This is a genomic window from Rugamonas sp. (genome assembly GCF_025354735.1).
Taxonomy (GTDB): Bacteria; Pseudomonadota; Gammaproteobacteria; order Burkholderiales; family Burkholderiaceae_D; genus Rugamonas.
The window spans coordinates 16,265-36,676 of the sequence record NZ_JANXMI010000094.1; the positions used below are offsets into that span (position 1 = coordinate 16,265).

16 protein-coding genes and 3 pseudogenes are annotated in these 20,412 nt (G+C 66.1%); 12 read left to right on the top strand and 7 right to left on the bottom strand.

All coding sequences use genetic code 11. From position 1 onward, the window contains the following. Positions 1 to 36: 36 nt before the first annotated feature. The 3 genes from Q0S71_RS08390 to Q0S71_RS08400 all read left to right on the top strand — a co-directional run bounded on the left by Q0S71_RS08390 (position 37) and on the right by Q0S71_RS08400 (position 2,791). Positions 37 to 1,155 (top strand): Gfo/Idh/MocA family oxidoreductase, encoded by a 1,119-nt coding sequence (locus Q0S71_RS08390; RefSeq protein ID WP_295993928.1) that lies wholly within the window; start codon positions 37 to 39, stop codon positions 1,153 to 1,155. 77 nt (positions 1,156 to 1,232) lie between these two features. Further along, complete coding sequence (locus Q0S71_RS08395; RefSeq protein WP_295993929.1) at positions 1,233 to 2,120, top strand: LysR substrate-binding domain-containing protein; 888 nt, start codon at positions 1,233 to 1,235, stop codon at positions 2,118 to 2,120. A gap of 50 nt (positions 2,121 to 2,170) precedes the next feature. Next, a complete protein-coding gene (locus tag Q0S71_RS08400; RefSeq protein WP_295993930.1) occupies positions 2,171 to 2,791 on the top strand; it encodes a DUF302 domain-containing protein in 621 nt (206 codons plus the stop codon). Positions 2,792 to 2,820: 29 nt separating this feature from the next. Here Q0S71_RS08400 and Q0S71_RS08405 read toward each other — a convergent pair whose 3' ends face one another. Together Q0S71_RS08405 and Q0S71_RS08410 are read right to left on the bottom strand one after the other, a co-directional pair. Further along, on the bottom strand, positions 2,821 to 5,271 hold the full coding sequence (locus Q0S71_RS08405; protein ID WP_295993931.1) for a DNA polymerase II: 2,451 nt from the start codon (positions 5,269 to 5,271) through the stop codon (positions 2,821 to 2,823). Positions 5,272 to 5,376: 105 nt separating this feature from the next. Beyond that, a complete protein-coding gene (locus Q0S71_RS08410) occupies positions 5,377 to 6,483 on the bottom strand; it encodes an alkene reductase (RefSeq protein ID WP_295993932.1) in 1,107 nt (368 codons plus the stop codon). 158 nt (positions 6,484 to 6,641) lie between these two features. On the opposite strand from Q0S71_RS08410, the pseudogene Q0S71_RS08415 reads away from it, so the two are divergent. The 4 genes and pseudogenes from Q0S71_RS08415 to Q0S71_RS08430 all read left to right on the top strand — a co-directional run. Further along, a pseudogene (locus Q0S71_RS08415) lies at positions 6,642 to 6,764 on the top strand (AbrB/MazE/SpoVT family DNA-binding domain-containing protein); the annotation flags it as partial. A 40-nt stretch (positions 6,765 to 6,804) separates the two neighbouring features. Continuing rightward, a pseudogene (locus Q0S71_RS08420) lies at positions 6,805 to 6,930 on the top strand (VapC toxin family PIN domain ribonuclease); the annotation flags it as partial. A 4-nt stretch (positions 6,931 to 6,934) separates the two neighbouring features. Beyond that, the gene (locus tag Q0S71_RS08425; RefSeq protein WP_295993933.1) at positions 6,935 to 7,675 is read left to right on the top strand and encodes a 4Fe-4S dicluster domain-containing protein; all 741 of its coding nucleotides are present in this window, start codon (positions 6,935 to 6,937) and stop codon (positions 7,673 to 7,675) included. Between the two features lie 10 nt (positions 7,676 to 7,685). After that, entirely contained in the window at positions 7,686 to 10,319 is a 2,634-nt protein-coding gene (locus Q0S71_RS08430; RefSeq protein WP_295993934.1) for a molybdopterin-dependent oxidoreductase, read from the top strand. Between the two features lie 20 nt (positions 10,320 to 10,339). On the opposite strand, the gene Q0S71_RS08435 is transcribed toward Q0S71_RS08430, so the two are convergent. Continuing rightward, a complete protein-coding gene (locus Q0S71_RS08435) occupies positions 10,340 to 11,740 on the bottom strand; it encodes a DUF1501 domain-containing protein (protein WP_295993935.1) in 1,401 nt (466 codons plus the stop codon). 9 nt (positions 11,741 to 11,749) lie between these two features. Continuing rightward, positions 11,750 to 13,534, bottom strand: coding sequence for a DUF1800 domain-containing protein (locus tag Q0S71_RS08440; RefSeq protein WP_295993936.1), 1,785 nt, complete (start codon positions 13,532 to 13,534; stop codon positions 11,750 to 11,752). Positions 13,535 to 13,867: 333 nt separating this feature from the next. Between Q0S71_RS08440 and Q0S71_RS08445 the strand changes: the two genes are divergently transcribed. Next, the gene (locus Q0S71_RS08445) at positions 13,868 to 14,167 is read left to right on the top strand and encodes a DUF1427 family protein (RefSeq protein ID WP_295993937.1); all 300 of its coding nucleotides are present in this window, start codon (positions 13,868 to 13,870) and stop codon (positions 14,165 to 14,167) included. An 18-nt stretch (positions 14,168 to 14,185) separates the two neighbouring features. Here the strand turns inward: Q0S71_RS08445 and Q0S71_RS08450 are convergent, their stop codons facing one another. Both Q0S71_RS08450 and Q0S71_RS08455 read right to left on the bottom strand, forming a co-directional pair. Beyond that, the gene (locus tag Q0S71_RS08450) at positions 14,186 to 15,025 is read right to left on the bottom strand and encodes an HDOD domain-containing protein (protein ID WP_295993938.1); all 840 of its coding nucleotides are present in this window, start codon (positions 15,023 to 15,025) and stop codon (positions 14,186 to 14,188) included. Between the two features lie 135 nt (positions 15,026 to 15,160). Then, positions 15,161 to 16,456: a D-amino acid dehydrogenase gene (locus Q0S71_RS08455; protein WP_295993939.1), complete on the bottom strand. Its 1,296-nt coding sequence runs from the start codon at positions 16,454 to 16,456 to the stop codon at positions 15,161 to 15,163. Between the two features lie 135 nt (positions 16,457 to 16,591). On the opposite strand from Q0S71_RS08455, the gene Q0S71_RS08460 reads away from it, so the two are divergent. The 4 genes from Q0S71_RS08460 (at position 16,592) to Q0S71_RS08475 (ending at position 20,039) form a co-directional block, all read left to right on the top strand. Further along, entirely contained in the window at positions 16,592 to 17,086 is a 495-nt protein-coding gene (locus tag Q0S71_RS08460; protein WP_295993940.1) for an Lrp/AsnC ligand binding domain-containing protein, read from the top strand. Between the two features lie 97 nt (positions 17,087 to 17,183). Next, positions 17,184 to 17,630: a hypothetical protein gene (locus Q0S71_RS08465; protein ID WP_295993941.1), complete on the top strand. Its 447-nt coding sequence runs from the start codon at positions 17,184 to 17,186 to the stop codon at positions 17,628 to 17,630. 76 nt (positions 17,631 to 17,706) lie between these two features. Next, positions 17,707 to 19,284, top strand: a complete 1,578-nt coding sequence (locus tag Q0S71_RS08470; RefSeq protein ID WP_295993942.1) for a hypothetical protein — start codon at positions 17,707 to 17,709, stop codon at positions 19,282 to 19,284. A 182-nt stretch (positions 19,285 to 19,466) separates the two neighbouring features. Next, a complete protein-coding gene (locus tag Q0S71_RS08475; RefSeq protein WP_295993943.1) occupies positions 19,467 to 20,039 on the top strand; it encodes a flavodoxin family protein in 573 nt (190 codons plus the stop codon). Positions 20,040 to 20,124: 85 nt separating this feature from the next. Here the strand turns inward: Q0S71_RS08475 and Q0S71_RS08480 are convergent. Then, positions 20,125 to 20,412: pseudogene (locus Q0S71_RS08480) on the bottom strand (EmrA/EmrK family multidrug efflux transporter periplasmic adaptor subunit); the annotation flags it as partial.

The window sequence follows — 20,412 nt, forward strand, 5'->3', positions numbered from 1 at the left end:
ACTGACTTCATTCTGTTCAACTTGAAGGAGTCGGTTATGACTAGCATTGCACCCCTGGGCAACACCTCGAAGAAAATCCGCGTCGGCCTGGTCGGCGTCGGCACTTGGGCCGAGTACGGCCATATCCCTTCCTTCAAGCTGTTGCCTGAATACGAGATCGTCGCCGTCATGAGCCGCGACCAGGAAAAGGCCGACGCCGTCGCCGCCCGCCACGGCATCAAATACGCGCTCAATTCGCTGCAAGCGCTGGTCGAGCATCCGGAAGTCGATTTCGTCGTCGTCCTGACGCCGGCGCCGCAGCACGAGGCCGGCATCCGCGCCGCCATCGCCGCCGGCAAGGATGTGTATTGCGAATGGCCGCTCACGCCGAGCAAGGAAACCTCGCGCGAACTGATGGAACTGGCCGACAAGGCCGGCGTGCGCCACATCGTCGGCCTGCAACGCCGCCTGGCGCCGGGCTACCGCTATGTGCGCGACCTGGTGCGCGACGGCTACATCGGCGAACTGCGCTCGGTGCGCCTGCACATCAGCGTCGAATACTTCCAGAAGGAACGCACGGCCAAGCTGTATTACACCATCCCGCCGGAAAACTTCTCCAGCCTGCTGTCGATTTACGGCGGCCACTTCTTCGACGCCATGTTCACCATGCTCGGCCATCCGAACAGCATCAACGCGCTGACGGTCAACCAGTTCAAGGAAGTGACGCTGATCGAAACGGGCGAAGTGCTCAAGCACGTGACGGCCGACCAGATCGTCATGAGCGGCACCTTCGACAATGATGCCGTGCTGTCGGTGCACTTCGAGGCGGGCAAGCGCAACAACTACGGCGTGCAGCTCGACATCACCGGCAGCAAGGGCGACCTGAAAATCACCAACACGACCAGCTTCGGCGACGCCTTCAACCGCATCGAGGGCGCGCAGGGCGACGGCCAGCCGATGGTGGAAATGCCGATACCGGAAATGTACAACTGGTTGCCGCCTAGCGATCTGGGCGGCAGCGTCCAGGAGCTGACCAATCTGTACGCCGCGTTCGCGCGCGACCGCAACGACGGCACCAAGCTGGCGCCGACCTTCGCCGACGCGCTCGTGATGCACGAGCTGATGGAAAGCATCGAGCTCTCCAACAGCACCGGCCAGCGCGTGACGCTGAAATAACACGCTGTATTGCAGCGTTGGACATAGCGGCGCGGTCGGACTGGGTTCGGCCGCGCCGTTTTACTGGAAAAATCATCATGGATAGTTTGAGCGCAATGTCGATGTTCGTGCGCGTGTCGGCCAGCCGCAGCTATGCGGAGGCGGCCCGCCAGCTGGGCATGACGGCGGCGGCCGTCGGCGCCGGCGTGGCCGGCATGGAAGCGCGCCTGGCCGTGCCCTTGTTCGAGCGCGGCGGCGCCGACATCGCGCTGACGCCGGCCGGCGCGCTGTTCCTGGAGCGGTGCAGGCGCATCCTCGGCGAAGTCGAGGCCGCCGAAGACGAGTTGCTGCACGCGTCCTGCACGCCGTGCGGCAAGTTGCGCGTCAACTTGCCGCCGCTGACGGCGCTGCTGATGCCGGCGCTCGACGGCTTCATGCAACGCTACCCGGAAATCGAGCTCGAGCTGGACTGGTCCGAGCGCGGCGACGGCGTCATCGAGGATGGCTACGACGTGGTGCTGCGCGACCGCGAGCTGAGCGATCCGCGCCTGCTGTCGCGCCGGCTGGGTTCGTATGCGCAGTTGCTGGTGGCCACGCCGGCCTATCTGGCGCGGCGCGGCGTGCCCCACCATCCGGCCGAGCTGAGCGGGCACGCCTGCCTGCGCCACAAGTCGGCCGCGAGCGGCGCGCTCGACCGCTGGCCGCTGCGCCGCGACCGCGAAGCGCCGCTGCTGGCGCTGCCGGAAACGGTGGTCAGCAATACCGTCGACGCGGTGCGCTACCTGGCGCTGCACGGGCAGGGCATCGCCCTGTTGCCGGCCTGCGACGTCGACGAGGCGCTGAAATCGGGCGCCTTGCAAACCGTGCTCGGCGATTATATCGACGACAGCGTGACCTTCTGGATCATGTGGCCGGCCGAGCGCAACACGGCGCCGAAAGCGCGCGTGTTCATCGATTATCTCGCCGCGAAACTATGCACGGTATAGTGATGTCCAGCGGCAGCACCCTACATCCCCCACTTCATCAGGAGCCCACCATGTCATCTTTCGCCATTTCATCGCAGCGCCGTTCGGCCCCTACCGCTGCCGCCGTGTCCGCATCGGCCATTGCCTTGCTGGCCCTGCTCGGGTTGCCGGCGGCCGGGTCCGCCGGCGCGGCCGAGCTGACCGTGTCGCAAACGACGATGACGGTCGCGCACGTGACGGTGTCGTCGCCGAAACCGTATGCCGCCGTCAAGCGCGAGCTGGAAGCGCGCCTCGGCAAGCTGGACGAGCACATCCGTCAGCTGGCCCGGGAAGGCAAGCACGATGAACTGCGCGCGGCCCTGGAAAAGGTGGCCGGCAGCGATGGCCTGGTCTGGCACTATACCGGTACGCACGGCGAATGGCTGATTATGAAAGGCGGTCAGGTCAAGCCGGTGACCGAATACTTTATCGGTAATATATTGTCCGCCGTGGAGATGACCAGCGTGAACTATGCCTCCGGCCTGTACGCGCCGCTGCGCATCGTGCTGTACGAAAACGCCCAGGGCGGATCGAGCATCGAGTACGACCAGCCGTCGACCCAGCTGAGCCAGTTCCACAGCCCGCAGATCGACGCCGTCGGCCGCACGCTCGACGAGCGCCTGGCCAAGCTGGTGGCGGCGGTGGAGCAATAAGCCAATAAGCAAAAGGCTGAAGGCCTAGCTTAAAACAGCGTTTGCTGGCGGCTGGTCAGGGCGCTGAAGTCGTCGCCCAGGAAGGGCAGGATGGCGTCGGCCACCGGCAGCAGCTGGCGCGTCAGATAATGTTCGTAGTCGATCGGCGAGCGGCGGATTTCCAGCGGTTCCGGGCCGGCCGTCGTGATGACGTAGCGTATCCAGCCGCCGTTCTGATATTGCAGCGGCCGCCCTTGCTGGCGGTTGTAGTCGTCGGCGATGCGCGCCGCCCGCACATGGGGCGGCACGTTGCGCACGTAGTCTTCCAGCGGACGGCGCAGGCGCTTGCGGTAGACCAGCAAATCGTCGAATTCGCCGGCGGCCGTGCGGCGCACGTAATCGCGCACATAATCCTGGTAAGCCTGGCCCTTGAAGATGCGTTCATACAGCGCTTGCTGGAATTGCTGGGCCAGCGGCGTCCAGTCGCTGCGCACCGTTTCCAGACCCTTGTAGACCATCTGCTCGCGGCCGTCCGGCCGCGTCACCAGGCCGGCGTAGCGCTTCTTGCTGCCCAGCTCGGAGCCCCGTATGGTCGGCATCAGGAAGCGCCGGTAGTGCGTTTCATATTGCAGTTCGAGCGCGCTGTCGAGGTCGAATTCGGCCCGCAGCTGCGCCGTCCACCACGCGTTGACGTGGCCGACCAGCGCGCGGCCGATCTCGCCGGCCTGCTGTTCCGAGTGCGCGTGCCGGAGCCAGACGAAGGTGGAATCGGTGTCGCCGTAGATCACCTGATAGCCCTGCGACTCGATCAGCTCGCGCGTGCGGTGCATGATTTCCTGGCCGCGCAGCGTGATCGACGACGCCAGGCGCGGATCGAAGAAGCGGCAGCCGTTCGATCCCAGCACGCCGTAAAAGGCGTTCATGATGATCTTCAGCGCCTGCGACAGCGGCTGGTTGTGCTCGCGCTTGGCCACTTCGCGGCCCTGCGATACCTGCCGCACGATGGCCGGCAGGCAGTGCTGCTCGCGCGAAAAACGTCCGCCGCGAAAACCGGGCACGGTCGCCTTGCCATCGGCGCCAGCGCCACCTTCTCCCTCATCACCGTCGCGCGTGCCGACCACCAGTCCCACCGGATCGATCAGGAAGGTGCGGATGATGGACGGGTACAGGCTTTTATAATCGAGCACCAGCACCGAGTCGTACAGGCCGGAGCGCGAATCCATCACGTAGCCGCCGGGACTGTTTTCGCCGACGATGTCGCCCAGGTTGGGCGCCACATAACCCTGGCGGTGCATCATCGGCATGTACAGGTGTTCGAAGGCGGCCACCGAACCGCCGCTGCGGTCGGCCGCCAGTCCGGTGACGCTGGCGCGTTCCAGCAAAAACGTCAGCAGCTCGGTCTTGGCGAAGATGCGCGTGACCAGTTCGCAGTCCTTCAGGTTGTAGCGCGCCAGGGCCGGCTTGTCCTCGGCGAAGCGGCGGTCGATTTCGGCCATGCGGTCGTAGGGATTGTCGATGGACTTGCCCTCGCCGAGCAGCGCCTGCGACACATGCTCCAGGCTGAACGAGGGAAAACTCCAGGTCGCCGATTTCAGCGCCTCGATGCCGTCGATAATCAGGCGCCCGGCGGCGGCCGCGAAATAGTGTTCCTGCTTGCCGCCATGCTCGCGCCACTCCATCGCGCTGCCGTCGCGGCCGAAGCGCAGCGGCACCTGCAGGCGCTCGGCATGGTCGCGCAGCACGCGCAGATCGAACTGCACCAGATTCCAGCCGATGATGGCGTCGGGATCGTGGCGCGCCATCCAGGCGTTGAGCCGTTCCAGTATCTGCGCGCGGCTGTCGCAATATTCGAGCTCGAAGTCCAGCGCCGCGTGGGCCGCGTCGTCGCCGTTGCGCGGGCCGAGCATATAGACCTGGCGCTGGCCGCAGCCTTCCAGCGCGACCGAATACAGGTCGCCGTGGGCCGTGGTTTCGATGTCGAGCGAGACCAGTTTCAAGGTCGGACGATAGCCCGGCGCCGGTTTCAGCGCGCTGGCCAGCAGCGGGCCGCCGGCGTTGGCGACGCCGCTGTACGACACCGGCGCCGTGATGAAGCGCTCCATCAGGTAGCGCTCGGGCGGGCGGATGTCGGCTTCGTAGACGTCGACGCCTTGTTCGCGCAGCAGCTTCTCGAGTTTTTTCAACTGGCGCTGCTGGCGGCAGTACAGGCCGAGCACGGGCCGGTGGTGGAAATCGCTCAGCGCCAGCGGCCGCAGTTCGGCGCCCGCTTCGCCGCGCAGCACGGCCTCGGCCCGCTCGCGCTGCTCGGCCGGGATGAAGGCCAGCGACGGCTGCGGCGGCAGGCGCAGGTGGCGCGGGCCGTCGTCGGTCGCCAGCCAGAAGTCCACTTCCGTGCCGGCGGCCGTGTCGCGCCAGTGTCGCGTCAGAAGAAATCCCTGCTGTAGTGGGGCCACGCTGCTACCTGTGAAACGGTGGAAGATATCGTCATGCGCCGCGTTCATCGTGCGGCGGCCTGCATCTTAAAGCAAAGCGCCATTGTGCGCCGGATGGACGAAAAAAAACGCCAACCGAAGTTGGCGTTTTGCGGGCGCTAATTAAATGACTAATTAAGCGGCTTTGGCTTCGCTGTAGGTCGGATAGTCGGTGTAGCCGACGTCGGTGCCGCCGAAGAAGCTAGGACGATCGTAGTCGTTCAGTGGCTGCTTGTTGCGCAGGCGCTCAGGCAGATCCGGGTTGGCGATGAAGTGGCGGCCGAAGGCGACCAGGTCGGCGTCGCCGGCGTTCAGGATGGCTTCGGCGCTGTCGCCGTTGAAACCGCCGGCGGCGATGATGAGGCCTTTGTAGTGCTTGCGGATCAGCTGCGAAGCGACCGGTGCCTGGTCCTTGGTTTCATCTTCGATGTTGCCGGCGATGCGAGGCTCGATCAAGTGCAGGTAAGCCAGGTTCAGTGGCGCCAGTTGCTGGGCGACGTAGGTGAACAGGCCTTCCGGATTGGAGTCCGACATGTCGCCCCAGTTGCCGCTTGGGCCGACGCGCACGGCGACCTTGTCGCTGCCCCAGACCGAGATGACGGCCTTGGTGACGTCGAGCAGGAAGCGGGCACGGTTTTCAAACGAACCGCCGTAGATGTCGGTGCGCTTGTTCGAGCCGTCTTGCAGGAACTGGTCGAACAGGTAGCCGTTGGCGCCGTGGATTTCAACGCCGTCGAAGCCGGCGGCGACGCCGCGTTTGGCCGCTGCGCGGAAGCTCTCGACCAGGCCTTCGATTTCGGCGATGGTCAGCGCGCGGTTAGGCGTGTTCGCTACCCAGCCTTCGGTGGTGTAAGCGACGCCGCCGTGCAGGACTTCCGATGGGCCGACCGGGATGCTGCCGGCTGGCTGCACGTCCTTGTTCGACTGGCGGCCTGCATGGTACAGCTGCAGGAAGATCTTGCCGCCTTTGGCGTGCACGGCGTCGGTGACCAGCTTCCAGCCGGCGATCTGGCTGTCGTTGAACAGGCCGGGGGCGCCCAGGTAGCCGTTGCCGTTTTCGGCGGCGATGGTCGCCTCGCCGATCAGGAAGCCACCCTTGGAGGTGCGCTGGGCGTAGTATTTGGCCATCAGCGGGCCTGGGATGGCGCCTTCTTCAGCGCGCATACGGGTCAAAGGAGCGAGCACCACGCGGTGCGAGATTTCGTAAGGACCGACTTTGATTGCAGACATCAGCTTGGACATGGTGTTTCTCCGTAAGAGGTAAGTTCAGGGTTTAAAAATATGAAGGAACATATTTCTGCGACTGAGACGAACTGTACTCCCAGGCATTCAAAAGAAAAACAGCTTAGGTTTCCCAACATATCGGACATTTTCATCGTGAATCGTTTTCCGTTAAGCAAGTGGAAAACCGCTGTAAGATATACATATCGCAATGTGGATCCGGGAGTGATCATGCGGTTGCCAAATGGGGAAACAGTCTGGCTGTGCGTTTGCCGGCCAGCGTGGTCGAAGCGCTCGATCTGAACGCCGACTTCAAATTCGACCGCGTCGATGCCAATGGCCGCGTTGATCGTCGCCGCGGCCTTGCTGGCCGGTTGCACGACGCTGTATCCGGAAGACCTGCGGCACGGCCAAGTGATCGAGCGCCAGCTCACAATTCGTAATCCGTTCCAATCAAAAGGACGCTGACCTGATGGACAGTACAAATAACACCGGTCCCAAATGGGGCATGGCGCTGGACCTGGAGCGCTGCATCGGCTGCCACGCGTGCTCGGTGGCGTGCAAGGTCGAGAACTCGGTCTCGCTCGGCCACTTCCGCACCAAGGTTTATTACTACGATTACGCGGCGACCAATCCCTATAACCAGCAGCCGACGATGAAGCGGGCCTTCCTGCCGACACTGTGCATGCAGTGCGAGGACGCGCCCTGCCTGGACGCCTGTCCCAACGGCGCCATCGAGCGCGGCGCCGATGGCATCGTCCGCATCATCGAATCGGAGTGCGACCGCAGCCGCGACTGCATCAAGGCCTGTCCCTACGGCGCGCTGCATATCGATCCGATATCGCAGATCGCCGACAAGTGCGACTTCTGTTCGCACAGGCTGGCGGCCGACATGGAGCCGGCCTGCGTCGAAGTGTGTCCGGCCGACGTCTTCGCGTTCGGCGACTTGAACGATCCGTCCAGCCGCATCAGCGCCTTCCACGAAAAGCACCGCAAGCAGTTGTCGGTGCTGAAGCCGGAAGAACATACCCGGCCGCTGGTGCAGTATCGCGGCCTCGGTGGCGTGGTGCCGCGCGCGATGGAGCACAAGATCCCGAAAGGCCACAGCCACGATCCGCACTCCTACGAGATCGACACCTGGGCCGAACTGAAGGCGCGCTTCGCGCCATCGGCCGCGCCGGCCAAGGCGCTCAAACCCGCCAAAAAGAGCTGAGGAGCGCCGCATGGATCGCAGATCATTCATCAAGAGCGGCATCGGCTCGATGGCGGGCCTCGGCCTGGGCGAGCTGATATCGCTGCATCCGTCGACGGCCAGCGCGATGTCGTACAGCGCGCTCCCGGACGGCACCAGGCGCAAAATCAAAACCGACTACCGCCGCGCCACGCGCGTGACCAGCGTGTGCCTGAACTGTTCGACCGTGTGCGGCATCGAGGGCTTTGTACTGGACGGTAAAGTCATCAAGATACGCGGCAATCCGCTCGATCCCAACATGGGCAGTCACATGACCTGCGCCAAGGGCCAGTCGGCGCCGACCATCAACGATTATCCGGAGCGGCTGCTGTTCCCGTTGAAGCGGGTCGGCGCGCGCGGCGAGGGGCTGTGGAAGCGCGTCAGCTGGGACGAGGCCTACGACGACGTCGCGGCCCGCATCCGCGCCAGCATCGCCGCCGGCCACCCGGAACGCGTGGCGCTGCACCAGGGCCGTTCGCGCATCGACGCCGAGATCAACCGCTTCCTCAGCGCCATCGGCACGCCGGTGCAGCTGAACCACCGCGCGCTGTGCTCATCGAACAAGCGCGCCGCCAATTATGTGTCGCTGGGCGAGACGGACTGGGAGTCGATAGACGCCGAGCGCTGCAAATACTTCCTCAACTTCGGCGCCAATTTTTACGAGGCGCACCAGGGCGGCCTGCACCTGGTCAGCCGCATGGTCAAGGCCCGCTTCGACCACGGCGCCAAGCTGGTGACGTTCGACGTGCGCATGTCGAATACGGCCGGCCGCAGCGACGAATGGCACCAGCCGTTTCCCGGCACCGAAGGCGCGCTCGCGCTGGCGATGGCCCACGTGATCGTGCGCGACGATCTGGTCGACCACGACTTCGTCAGCCAGTTCGTGCAGCCCGGCCTGGATCAGATCCGCCTCTGGCTGGCCGACTGCACGCCGGCGTGGGGCGCCCAGCTGTCGGGCATCGCGGCCGCCGACATCGAACGGCTGGCGCGCGAGTTCGCGGCGCAGCGGCCGGCGGCGGTGGCGTTCACCAACCGCGGCACCGGCGCCCACTTCAACGGTTTCAACGCCGAGCGCTCGGTGGTCATGCTCAATGCGCTGATCGGCTCCATCGCCAAGCCGGGCGGCTATTGCTACGGCCTCGATGAGAAGCTGTCGACCAGCCGCTATCCGCTGCCGCAGCCGGCGCCGCCGGCGCCGACCATCCGCACCGACCTCGAAGATCCGCCGGAATGGCCGCTCGCCAACCGCTGGCAGAAAATGAAGGTAGGCCAGGTGGTATATGACTTCCTGCGCGAGGGCAGGGCGCGCCTCGACGTTTATCTGAGCTATACGCTGGCGGCGCCGATGACGTGGCCGGAGGGCCGTTCCAACACGGTCGACGTGCTCAAGGACGAAAAGCTGATTCCCTTCCACGCCTGCTCGGACATCATCTACTCCGAGATGGCGCACTACTCGGACCTGATCCTGCCCGATGCCACCTTCCTCGAACGCTGGGGCCTGGACATCCGCAACAACCTGGAATTGCAGCACTACGTCACGCTGCGCCAGCCCATGGTGCCGCCGCCGGGACAGGCGGTCAGCTTCGCCGATTCGCTGTTCGAGATCGGGCGCCGCCTCGCTCCCGAACAGGCCAGGTATTTCCAGTTCGGCACGCACGAGGATTTCGTCCGCATCCAGTGCTCCAAGCTGCCGGCGGTGGGGCCGGACGGCACGCGCTTCAAGGACGGCTTCGACTACATGAAGCACTACGGCGTGCATGTGGACCGTTCGCAGCCCAAGCCCTACGAGATTTATCGCCAGCCTTTGAGCGAGCAGCAGCTGGCCGGCGTCAGCGTCGATGCGCGGACCGGCGTGGCGACGCGGGCCGATGCGAAAGGCAAGCGGCAGCCGGTCGGCCTGCAGGTCGGGGCGGCGGTGGTGCGCGGCTTCGCCACGCCGTCGCGCAAGTTTGAAATCCATGCGCCGGAAGTGACGCAGGTGGCGGCCAAGGTGGGCATCGAGGACGACGGCATGCCGACCTTCCGCCAGATCCCCTCGCATCGCGGCCTGCCGCCGGAGCGCTACATCCTCACCAGCTTCAAATGGAATGTGCACACGCAGGGGCGCACGGCGTCGCAAAAATATCTGTCGGAGATCGTGCATGACAATCCGATGTGGATCCACACGTCGGTGGCGAAAAAGCTGGGCGTCAAAACGGGCGACCTGGTCGAGCTGACCACTTACCGCCCGCGGTCCGGCGCCGACGGCAAGGCCGACGAACTGGCGTATCGCGGAACGGGCGAGAAGATAGGCACGGCGCAGCTGCGCGTGTTCGTCACCGGCGCCATCCACCCGCGCGTGCTGGCGGTGTCCAATTCGCTGGGATGGATCAGCGGCGGGCGCGCCAGCGAGGGCCGCAACGGCCGCCGGGTGGAAGTGGCGGCGCGGGGCATCGCGCCGTCGGCGGCGCTGGCGTTCCGGCCGGTGCCGGCGGAGGATGATTTGATCGCCGGCGTCTGGTGGGACAAGAAAAACGGCGGGCGCGGAAATGGCGTCAACATCAACGCCATCCTGCCCATCAATCCGCAGCCGCTGGTGGGCATGCAGTCGTGGTTCGACACCGTGTGCTCGCTGCGCAAAGTCTGAAGCGCGGCGCCAGCACCGAATTACACGAAGCCCAGGTTGCGCTTGGCGATGTCGTAGTTCGACAGGTTGGGTAGCAGGCTCAGCAGGTCCGTGTCCGACGCGCCCATCCACTTGCCCAGCGTGGCCGCGTACTGGTCGACCGAGGTGGTCGGCAGCAGCCGGCCCTGGCCGACGTCGTCCGGGCCGTTGTTGGCCACGGCCGGCGGCACGCCGTAAAAGGTCTGGCCCTTGACGGCGCCGCCGACGACGAAGTGCATGCTGCCCCAGCCGTGATCGGAGCCGTCGCTGTTGACCGTCAGCGTGCGGCCGAAGTCGGAGGCGGTGAAGGTGGTCACGTTGTTGGCCACGCCCAGTTCGACGGTGGCCTTGTAGAAGGCCGAGACGGCGTCGGCCACGCCGGTCAGAAGGCCGGGATGGACCGTGTCGAGGCCGTCGTGCGTGTCGAAGCCGCCCATCGAGACGAAAAATACCTGGCGCTTGGCGCCGATGGCGGCGGCGCTGGCGATCATCTGCGCCACCATTTTCAATTGGTTGCCAAGGTCGTTTTTTTCGGGGAAGGGCGTGTTGATTTTCGGCCCGGCCGCCAGCGCCGCCGTCAGCGTGCCGTTGGCGTCGATCGACCGTTTCGTCACGCGCGTGTATTCCGCCTCCAGCAAGTGGGTGCGCGGCTGCGTGACCAGCGTTTGCAGTACGGTGCTGGCCGCGCTGGAACCGAACAGCGGCTTTTGCAGGGCCGAGAATGGTACGCTACCGGTCTCGGAGATCTGGTATTGCACCGCCGTTTTTCCGGATAAAAACACGGCGTTGCCGGACACGTTGACGCAGCTGAAGGTGGCGTTGCCGTTGCCGGACTCGAACAGGTCGCCCATGCGTCCGCCCCAGCCCGACGCCGCGCCCTCCGGCGCCGACGACTGCCACACCGACTGCTGGTCGTTGTGCGAGAACAGCTTGGGCGGCAGCGGCACCGAATTGTTCGTGTATTGCAGCTTGGTGGTCGGCTGCACCAGCGTGCCGATGTTGAGCATCACTCCCATCTTGCCGGCGTTGAAGATGGGCAGCAGCGGCGCCAGTTCCGGCGCCATCGCGTACTGGCGGGCAAAGCCGCCGGCGTCGAGCGGCGCCGTGGCCGGCACCAGCACCGTGCCGCCCAGGCTGCTGCGGCTGTAGCCCAGCGTCGGGCGCAGATTGTAGTAGGCGTTGTAGCTGGCGCTGTCGTAGGGGATCAGCGTGTTGCCGTAGTCGTTGCCGCCGTACAGGAAGACGCAGACGATGGCCTTGTAATCGGTCGCGTTGGCGGCCGACGCCTCGGCCATGGCGGCCAGGTTCAGCGCCAACGGTGCGGCGACGCCGGCCACCGACAGGGCCGAGGCCCGTTGCAGAAAGGCGCGGCGCGAGGCGTTCACCGAAAAAGAGCGGGTCATGGCGGTTCCTTATTTCAGCACGATGAATTCGGGCGCGGCCAGCACCAGCGTCAGCGCGGCGTGGATGCGGTTCAGGCGGGCGGCGGCGCTGGCGTGCGGCATGGCGTTGAGCGCGCCCAGCATCAGCGTCTGGGTGGCGGCGCCGATCTGGCCGGCCGCCAGCACGGTGTTGATTTCCGTGAGCAGCGCGGCGGCGTCGTCGGCCAGCGGGATCAGGCTGGAATAGTCGGGCAGCACGTCGCCGACGCCGCTGGCGACCGCGTGCTGCATATAGTTGACGTAGCCGACCACCGACGATTCATCGGTCAGCTGGAATTCCGGCGCCACCAGCGCGGCGGCGGCGATGCCGCTGTTGGGCGGCACGTAGCCGGGCCGGAAGAAGTTGAACACGGACGGCGAGCGCAGCGGGCTTTGTCCCAGCCGCGTGGCCGGGTCGGAGGTGTTGCCGATGGCCCAGGCGTCGCTGGCCGAGCTGGCGTTGTAGGCGCGCGCCCAGTTGACGAAGCGCAGCATCGGCTCGCGCTGCTTGCCGAAGCTGGCGGCGGTCGTCGTCGTGGTGGTCGTAGTGGCCGCGGTGGCCGACGGCGGCGCCAACCGTGCCTCGGGATCGAGCAGCAGGGCCCGGACCACGGCCTTCAGATTGCCCTTGACGCCCTTGCCGTCGTTGTTGAAGACGGTGGCGATGCGCGTCACGTAGGCCGGGCTCGGGTTGCTGGTGACGAGGCGCTGGATCAGCTGGCGGCTGATGAAGGGGCCGACGTTGGCGTGGTCGAAAATGATGTCGAGCGCCGCCTTCATGGCGTCGGCGCCGCCCAGGCCGGCGCCCACCGTGGCGCCGAGGAAGGTCGAGGCGCCCGTTTCGTGCCGCGTTGGATATTGCTTCATCGGCCGGCGCGCGAAGTCCGGCGTGGCCACCGTGCCGCCGGCCAGGTCGACGTCCCAGCCGGTGAAGACGCGCGCCAGGCCGCTGACGTCGTCCTGGCTGTAGGTGTAGACGGTGGCGCCGTTGACCCGCTTGGGCGTGCCGTCCAGGTTCAGCTGCACCAGGCCGATGGTGAACAGCTGCATCAGCTCGCGGGCATAGTTTTCGTCCGGGTGGGAGCCGGTGCCGGGGTTCGCCTTCAGGTTGCCGCGGAAGGTGAGGAACTGGCCCATCGGCACGCTGGTCGAGATCTGGCCCAGCAGCGTGCGGTAGTTGCCGAAGGCGTTGGCTTCCAGCAGGTCGAGGTAGGCCGCCGCCGAGAACGCGCGCCAGCCCAGGCCGACCATGCCGTCGATGGCGGCGACGGCGATCTCGGACAGGGCCAGCGTGATGCGCTGGCGCAGCGTGTCGGGCGAGGCGATCAGCTTGCGCCAGGTGGCGGCGTCGAAGCCGGCTTCGCTGTTCTTGTCGGCGGCCGCGTTCCAGCCTTTGCCGACCAGCCAGTCCCAGCGGGAGCCGGACGCCGCCAGCGCGAACTGGGCGTCCAGCCAGCCGGCGTAGCCTAGCGAGCGCACCTGCGCGATCTGGGCCCGGCTGGCGCCCATCGCCGCCTGCGCCAGGAAGCGGGAAGCGGCGGCGTCGGTGATGGGCGCGGCGACGGCGGTGGCGGCGTCGGCGCGGACGGTTTCGGCCAGCACTTTTTCCGTGGTCGCGGCGGCCGGCGCGCCGCTGTCGGCGCCGCCGCCGCACGCGCTCAACAGCAAAGCGGCGGCGATGCCGGCGGCCGGCGCGGCGTTACCGCCCTGGGTCGGTGGCGGCTCGGTGGCGGCGGTGGCGAGCGTGGCGGTATCGGGGATCTCGAGTAGGGTCATGGCGGGTCCTGTGCGGGCGGGCGGCGGTCGGAGTCGCAGCGGAGGTCGAGGTCAAGTCGAGATCGACAAGGATGCTTGCTTCTTGGAAAGATAGGCTATTTTCCGGCGATCCGGTAACAGGCATTTGTAAGCGTCTGTAATGTGTTGCGCGCTGGCCGCAGCGGCGGGTTTTTCGATATCAGAGCGTCTATTATTGAAGTCCTGGCCACCTCGAACGGGGGAGGAGGGCGTGCCCGGATCAGGGGATAGGCAAGCCGGGGCGCAGGGTTAGACTGGTCTTCTGCCGCATCGCGCCGGTCGCCGCGCAACCTTTACATGGATGGGAGTGACGTGATGAAGATTTATCTGGTATCGCTGGCGGCCGGCTTGCTGGTCGGCCTGATTTATGGCGTGCTCGGGGTGCGCTCGCCGGCGCCGCCGGTCATCGCGCTGGTGGGATTGCTGGGCATACTGCTGGGCGAGCAGCTGCCGCCGCTGGTGCGCCAGCTGTGGCAGCACGAGGGCACGGCCGTGACGTGGTTGCGCGAGCAGGTGCAGCCGCACTGTTTCGGCCAGCTGCCGGGCGCGCGTGATCCGGCGCCGGGCCAGACCGCGCAGGCGGACGCCGACACGGGCGTCAAGCCGCCCCTGTGACGCGCGCTGCCACCGGGCTCAGACCAGCAGGGCCGCCCGCATCGAGTCGGCGTCGATGGCCGATTCGGCCAGCATCTCGGTCAGCCTGTCCTGGTCGATGAACAGGTCGAGCACCGAGTCGGCGTGGGGCAGGCGCTCGCGCGGCGCCGGCGCCAGCGGCGACAGCACGGGCGACAGCTGGTTGGCCAGCAGCAGCGTGTCGAGCAGATTGTCGGGCGGGATGGACAGGAAGCCGTCGCGCAGCGCTTCGATGGCGCTGGCCACCGCTTCCGGGATGCTGAGCTGGGTCAGCACTTCGCGCGTGATGATTTCCTCGCTGGCCGGCTGCCAGTTGTCGGGGTCTTCTTCGAGCAGGCCGGGGAATTCGTCGGCGCGCGACAGCAGATAAAAGCCGCCGACCTCGTGGACGATGGCGGCGAACAGCGCCGTGTCCGGGTTGATGTGGGTGACTTCGCGCGCGATGATGCGCGCCAGCGCGGCGACGTGGATGGTGTGGTCCCACAGTTGCTCGGCCTTGGCGCGCACGGCCGGGTCGCTGATCTTGCTGCCGAACTGGCGCACTACCATGGCCGCGGCCAGCGCGAACAGGTTGTGGTAACCGATACGGGTGATGGCGCCGCGCACATTGGTGATCGCCGCCGAGCCGCTGCGGTTGAACATGGCCGAGTTGGCGATGGCGACCGTGCGCGCGGCCAGCACCGGCTCGGCCAGCACCAGGCGGATCGCCTCGTCCATCGGACAGTCGGGATTGTCCAGCGCCAGTTGTACGCGCAGGGCCGCATTGACGCTGGTCGGGAAGACCAGTTCGCCGCGGATGGCGAGGGCAGCGACGTGCCCGAAAGCTTCCAGTTTATTCATGAAGAAAATTATAACGCAGGCGGTGGTCCCGGCGCCGTTCGGGCGCGTGAAACTGCCCGCCTGCGCGACAGATCGGGATGGGAACCGAGTTCGGCGCCGGCCGGATCGGGATCGCGCTCAGGCTTGGGCGCTGGCTCAGGATCGGGCGCTGGCCAGTTGCGGCTGCGGCGCCGCGCCGGCCTTGTCGTAGCGGGCCACCGACAGGTCGTCGGCCAGGATCGCCGGGCGGCGCGCCGAGATGAGGTCCGACAGTAGCTGGGCCGAGCCGCAGGACATGGTCCAGCCCAGCGTGCCGTGGCCGGTGTTGAGATAGAGGTTGCTCAGGGCGGTGCGGCCGACGATGGGCGTGCCGTCCGGCGTCATCGGCCGCAGGCCGGTCCAGAAGCTGGCGGCGGCGCTGTCGCCGGCGCCGGGGAACAGGTCGTTGACCACCATTTCCAGCGTGGCGCGGCGGCGCGGGTTGAGCTGTTTGTCGTAGCCGGCGATTTCCGCCATGCCGCCGACGCGGATGCGGTCGTCGAAGCGGGTCACGGCGATTTTATAAGTCTCGTCGAGGATGGTCGACACCGGCGCCCTGGCGGCGTCGACGATGGGCACCGTGATCGAATAACCCTTGAGCGGATAGACGGGGATGTCGACCAGGTGCTTGAGCAGCGGCGTCGAATAGGCGCCGAGCGCGACCACGTAGCTGTCGGCCTGGACCAGTTCGGCGCCGCACCGCACACCCTTGACGGCGTCGCCTTCGACGGCCAGGCCGCCGATGTCGACGTTGTAGCGGAACTTGACGCCCAGCTCGACGGCCATGGCGCTCAGGCGGGTGGTGAACAGCTGGCAGTCGCCGGTCTCGTCGTTGGGCAGGCGCAGGCCGCCGACCAGCTTGTCCCGGGACGCGGCCAGGCCGGGCTCGGCCTGCACCAGCTGGTCGCGGCCGAGCAGCTCGAACGGCACGCCGGTCTCGCGCAGCACGTCGATATCCTTGGCCGCGTCGTCGAGCTGCTGCTGGGTGCGGAACAACTGCGTCGTGCCTTGCTGGCGGCCTTCGTAGGCAATGCCGGTGGCGGCGCGCAGCGCCTTGAAGCAGTCGCGGCTGTACTCGGCCAGGCGCACCATGCGCTCCTTGTTGACGGCGTAGCGCTCGGGGGTGCAGTTTTGCAGCATCTGCCACATCCATTTCAGCTGGAACAGGGTGCCGTCGGGCGTGATCGACAGCGGCGCGTGGCGCTGCATCATCCACTTGACGGCCTTGAGCGGGATGCCGGGCGCGGCCCACGGCGAGGCGTAGCCGGGCGAAATCTGGCCGGCGTTGGCGTAGCTGGTTTCCAGCGCGGGGCCGGGCTGGCGGTCGATGACGGTGACGTCGTGGCCGGCCAGGGCCAGATAATAGGCGCTGGTGACGCCGATGACGCCGCTGCCGAGGATGACTACGCGCATGGTTGCTCCGCTTGTGTAGGCTGTTGGAATAGAAAAGGGAATAGGAATGCCGGGCTTGTGCCAGATATAACACTATGATATTTTGATTTCACTAGTGTTTGTTACCGTAAAAATAGGAAATTTCAGTAAAAAATCATGCGCATACAGAAAGAATCGGTCCGCGGGCTGGACAAGCTTGACCGAAAGATATTACGGATATTGCAAGACGACGGCCGCATCTCGATGAAGGACTTGAGCGAGCAGGTCGGTTTGTCGATCACGCCGGCCATCGAACGCGTCAAGCGCATGGAGCGTGACGGCGTCATCACCGGCTACCACGCGCGCATCGATCCGACGGCGCTGGGGGCCAAGCTGCTGGTGTTTGTCGAGATCACGCTGAACCAGAAATCGGCCTCCGCGTTCGAGCAGTTCCGGCGCGAGGTGCTGCGCATACCGGAGGTGCAGGAATGCCACCTGGTGTCGGGCGATTTCGATTACCTCATCAAGGCCCGCATCCACGAAATGGCCGAATACCGCAAGCTGCTCGGCGACATGCTGCTGCAACTGCCCGGCGCGGCGCAGTCGAAAAGCTATGTCGTGATGGAGGAAATCAAGGAAACGCTGGTGCTGTCGACCGAGCCGCCGTTGTAGCGAACGCGCATTGCGCTGGCTCAAAGGTACGCGCTTGTACCGGCGCGGAATCGGCGTAAACTGTGGTGTCTCGATAGCCCTTGTGTAGAGAATCGCCATGAGTCCCAGCAAGTTCAACTCCCTGATCTACGCCAGCAATCTCGAATCGGCCGGCGTGCCGAAAGAGCAGGCCAGCATCCACGCGCTGGCATTGGCCGACGTGCTTGAATCCCATGCCGTGTCCAAAGCGGATCTGGATGCATCGGAACAGCGCGGCGGCCTTCTTTTTGACGGCGTCAATGCGCGCTTCTCCCAGTCCGAGCACAATCTTGCTCAAACCGAGGGACGGTTGATGAATGAGATTACTGCGCTGCGCGTTGAGTTAAATACGCGGATCGCTCACATTGAAAAGAAGTTCGACTTGCTGCTTGAAAAGCAGCTTACTGACTTTAAAAAAGAAATGTCCGATTTTAAATATGACGTGATTAAATGGCTGACGATACTAAGCATCAGCCAGATGGGCATCACGTCCACCGTCGTCGCCCTGATCGTCCACGCGCGCTGATACGGTCCAGGGCGGCGCTCGCCGCGCCGTTTCAGTTAGAATATGGCCAGTGATTTCGTCGCGTACTGGAGCAGTCGTGAACGGCCTTGATGACACCCCCGCAGTCCTGCACCCCGACGCAGCGCGCCAGCATGCGGTCAGCGTGCGCACGCTCGATGAACATTTATCGTCCGACCACAGTTTCGGCTCCGCCTACGCGCGCGCGGTCGGCGCGCTGGCCGCCACCGACGGCGCCGTCACGCTGGCGCAGTTCGCCGCGCTGACCGACATCGCCGGCGACGGCAAGGCCTCGGCCGTGTTCACGGCGCTGGTGCTCAACGCCATCGAATCGGGCGTCAACATCGACTGGGCGCTCAACGGCCTGGCCAAGAGCCACGCCGACCAGCCCGCGCGCGACTCGGCCTTTGCGATGGCGCTGCCGCTGCTGGCGCTGCAAGGCGCGCAGGCGCGCGCGCTGGCGCAGCGGCTGGCCAAGTCGCTCAACGTCAAACCGCCGTCCGAGCTGATGAGCCGCCTGCCCGACGACGAGCAGCGCGGCCTGCTGGCCAACCTGGGCGAGACGGCGCGCAAGCTGGTTAAGGGGCGCACGCTGGCCGACACGGTCGCCGACTTCGGCCGCACCATCGGCCTGCCCGAGCTGGTCGAGACGGCGCGCCAGTTCCAGTGCGGCCTGATCGACCGGGTCCAGCTGCAACTGCTGGTGCGCGGCGCCACCGACACCCTCAACCGCGACATCGCCCATTATCAGGAACAGGCCCGCACGCTGCTGCCATGCGAGGTCAGCACCGCCGCGCTGGCCGGCGCCGCCCAGGAGCTCAAGCAGCAGGTGCAGCAGCGGCTGACGCTGATCGACGCCCGCATCGCCTACGAGCGCGGCCTGCTGATCGAGGAAATCGACGACGCCGTCCACGACGCCGGCAACGCCATCGAACTGGCCATCACCGACCGCCTCGACACCGACCGCTGGAAGGACGAGGAAGTCTGGTCCAGCATAGGCCGCAACCAGTTCGGCATCGAGATGGAACGCCGGCTCGACCGCGTCATCCGCCGCAAGGAGGAGGCGCTGCAACTGTTGCAGGAAGATTTGAAACTGTTCCAGGCCGCCATGCGGCTGGGCGAGGCGTCCGTGTTCCAGCGTCAGCACCGCGCCACGCTGACCAAGCTGATGCCGCGCCTGCGCATCGGCACGCGCCTGGCCAACAAGGTCGAGACGGCCGCCAACGTCACGCTGATGGGCAGCGCCGTGGCGGCGGCCGGCACCGGCACGGCCGCCTACCTGTTCGGCGCGGCCGTCATCTTGCCGGCGCTCGCGCCCGTGGCGCCCTTCGTCGGCGGCGCCGTGCTGCTGGCCGGCGTGTTCAAGTGGTTCAGCGACAGCGGCAAGCGCAAGCGCTCCGAAATCCGCGACAAGCGCGCCGCCTTCGAGGCGGAATTGCGCAAGCAGTTGCGCGCGGCCGAACTGTCGTTCAACGCCCAGCTCGACCAGGTCGCCGCCGGCTTCCACCTGTCGGCGCAGCAGCAGCTGGCGCCCATCATGCTCGAAGCGGAGGCCGCCGGCCGCGTGCAGGGCATGCGCCAGCGCATCGCCGAACGCGTGATCGCGCAGGCGCGCCAGGCCATCGCCCAGCTCGACGCCGCGCTGAACACCGCCTGAACCTCCTTCCGCCGCCCGAACCCCGCCCGAACCGCCGCCGCCCGTCGTAATTCGATTGACTTTGCCAAGCTTGAATTCCATTATCTGACAGCCGGCCGCGCCAGACAGCTGAGCGCCGGCCGCGCGCCTAGCAGGTGCCGCGCAGCACCGCCGACCATGTCATCCACTTTGAAGAGAGCATTATGACCAAGATCGCCATCGTTTATTTCAGCGGCTACGGCCACACCGCCAAACAAGCCGAGGCCGTGCACGCGGGCGCCGCGTCGGTGGACGGCTCGCAGGTGACGTCCTATCGCATCGACCAGAACGGCGACTTGCCGGAAACGGCGATGGAGGAAATCAGCGCCGCCGCCGCCATCATCTACGGCAGCCCCACCTATATGGGCGGGCCGGCCTGGCAATTCAAGAAATTCGGCGACGTCTCGTCCAAGCCCTGGTTCAGCCAGGCGTGGAAAAACAAGGTGGCGGCCGGCTTCACCAATTCGGCCTCGGTTAACGGCGACAAATTCTCCACCATCCAGTATTTCTGGACGCTGTCGCAACAGCACGGCCAGATCTGGGTCGGCACCGGCCTGATGCCCGCCAACACCAAGGCCAGCGGTCCGGCCGACGTCAACTGGACCGCCGGCTACGGCGGCGCGCTGGCGATCTCGCCGGCCGACGCCTCGCCCGAGGAAGCGCCGCGCGCCGGCGACCTGGAAACGGCGCGCCTGCTCGGCAAGCGCGTGGCGGAACTGGCCGCGCGGCTGGGCTGAGCCCCACGCAAATCCGCCGCAGCGATGACGCCGCCGGATGGCGCGCCATCGCTTCGGCCCAGATATTTCCGTCGCGGCGCCGTTTTTATTTCGCCAGATTGCGCGCGATGATGGCGTCGGCCGCGCCGCCGGCCTGCGCCAGCGGCTGCGCCAGCGCCGTGGTGGTGTAGACGGCCGCCGCCGGCATGGTCGCGCCCAGCATGGGGCCGCCGGTGTCGCGGATGTCGACGTTGACGGTGGTCGACAGGCCGATGCGCAGCGGATGGTCGCGCAGCTCTCGCGGATCGAGCGCGATGCGCACCGGCACCCGCTGCACCACCTTGATCCAGTTGCCGCTGGCGTTTTGCGCCGGCAGCAGCGAGAACGCGCTGCC

Excerpts from the sequence above, each read along its gene's own strand:
- Q0S71_RS08390 (WP_295993928.1), top strand. The coding sequence starts at position 37 with ATGACTAGCATTGCACCCCTGGGCAACACCTCGAAGAAAATCCGCGTC.
- Q0S71_RS08395 (WP_295993929.1), top strand. The coding sequence starts at position 1,233 with ATGGATAGTTTGAGCGCAATGTCGATGTTCGTGCGCGTGTCGGCCAGC.
- Q0S71_RS08400 (WP_295993930.1), top strand. The coding sequence starts at position 2,171 with ATGTCATCTTTCGCCATTTCATCGCAGCGCCGTTCGGCCCCTACCGCT.
- Q0S71_RS08405 (WP_295993931.1), bottom strand. The coding sequence starts at position 5,271 with ATGAACGCGGCGCATGACGATATCTTCCACCGTTTCACAGGTAGCAGC.
- Q0S71_RS08410 (WP_295993932.1), bottom strand. The coding sequence starts at position 6,483 with ATGTCCAAGCTGATGTCTGCAATCAAAGTCGGTCCTTACGAAATCTCG.
- Q0S71_RS08425 (WP_295993933.1), top strand. The coding sequence starts at position 6,935 with ATGGACAGTACAAATAACACCGGTCCCAAATGGGGCATGGCGCTGGAC.
- Q0S71_RS08430 (WP_295993934.1), top strand. The coding sequence starts at position 7,686 with ATGGATCGCAGATCATTCATCAAGAGCGGCATCGGCTCGATGGCGGGC.
- Q0S71_RS08435 (WP_295993935.1), bottom strand. The coding sequence starts at position 11,740 with ATGACCCGCTCTTTTTCGGTGAACGCCTCGCGCCGCGCCTTTCTGCAA.
- Q0S71_RS08440 (WP_295993936.1), bottom strand. The coding sequence starts at position 13,534 with ATGACCCTACTCGAGATCCCCGATACCGCCACGCTCGCCACCGCCGCC.
- Q0S71_RS08445 (WP_295993937.1), top strand. The coding sequence starts at position 13,868 with ATGAAGATTTATCTGGTATCGCTGGCGGCCGGCTTGCTGGTCGGCCTG.
- Q0S71_RS08450 (WP_295993938.1), bottom strand. The coding sequence starts at position 15,025 with ATGAATAAACTGGAAGCTTTCGGGCACGTCGCTGCCCTCGCCATCCGC.
- Q0S71_RS08455 (WP_295993939.1), bottom strand. The coding sequence starts at position 16,456 with ATGCGCGTAGTCATCCTCGGCAGCGGCGTCATCGGCGTCACCAGCGCC.
- Q0S71_RS08460 (WP_295993940.1), top strand. The coding sequence starts at position 16,592 with ATGCGCATACAGAAAGAATCGGTCCGCGGGCTGGACAAGCTTGACCGA.
- Q0S71_RS08465 (WP_295993941.1), top strand. The coding sequence starts at position 17,184 with ATGAGTCCCAGCAAGTTCAACTCCCTGATCTACGCCAGCAATCTCGAA.
- Q0S71_RS08475 (WP_295993943.1), top strand. The coding sequence starts at position 19,467 with ATGACCAAGATCGCCATCGTTTATTTCAGCGGCTACGGCCACACCGCC.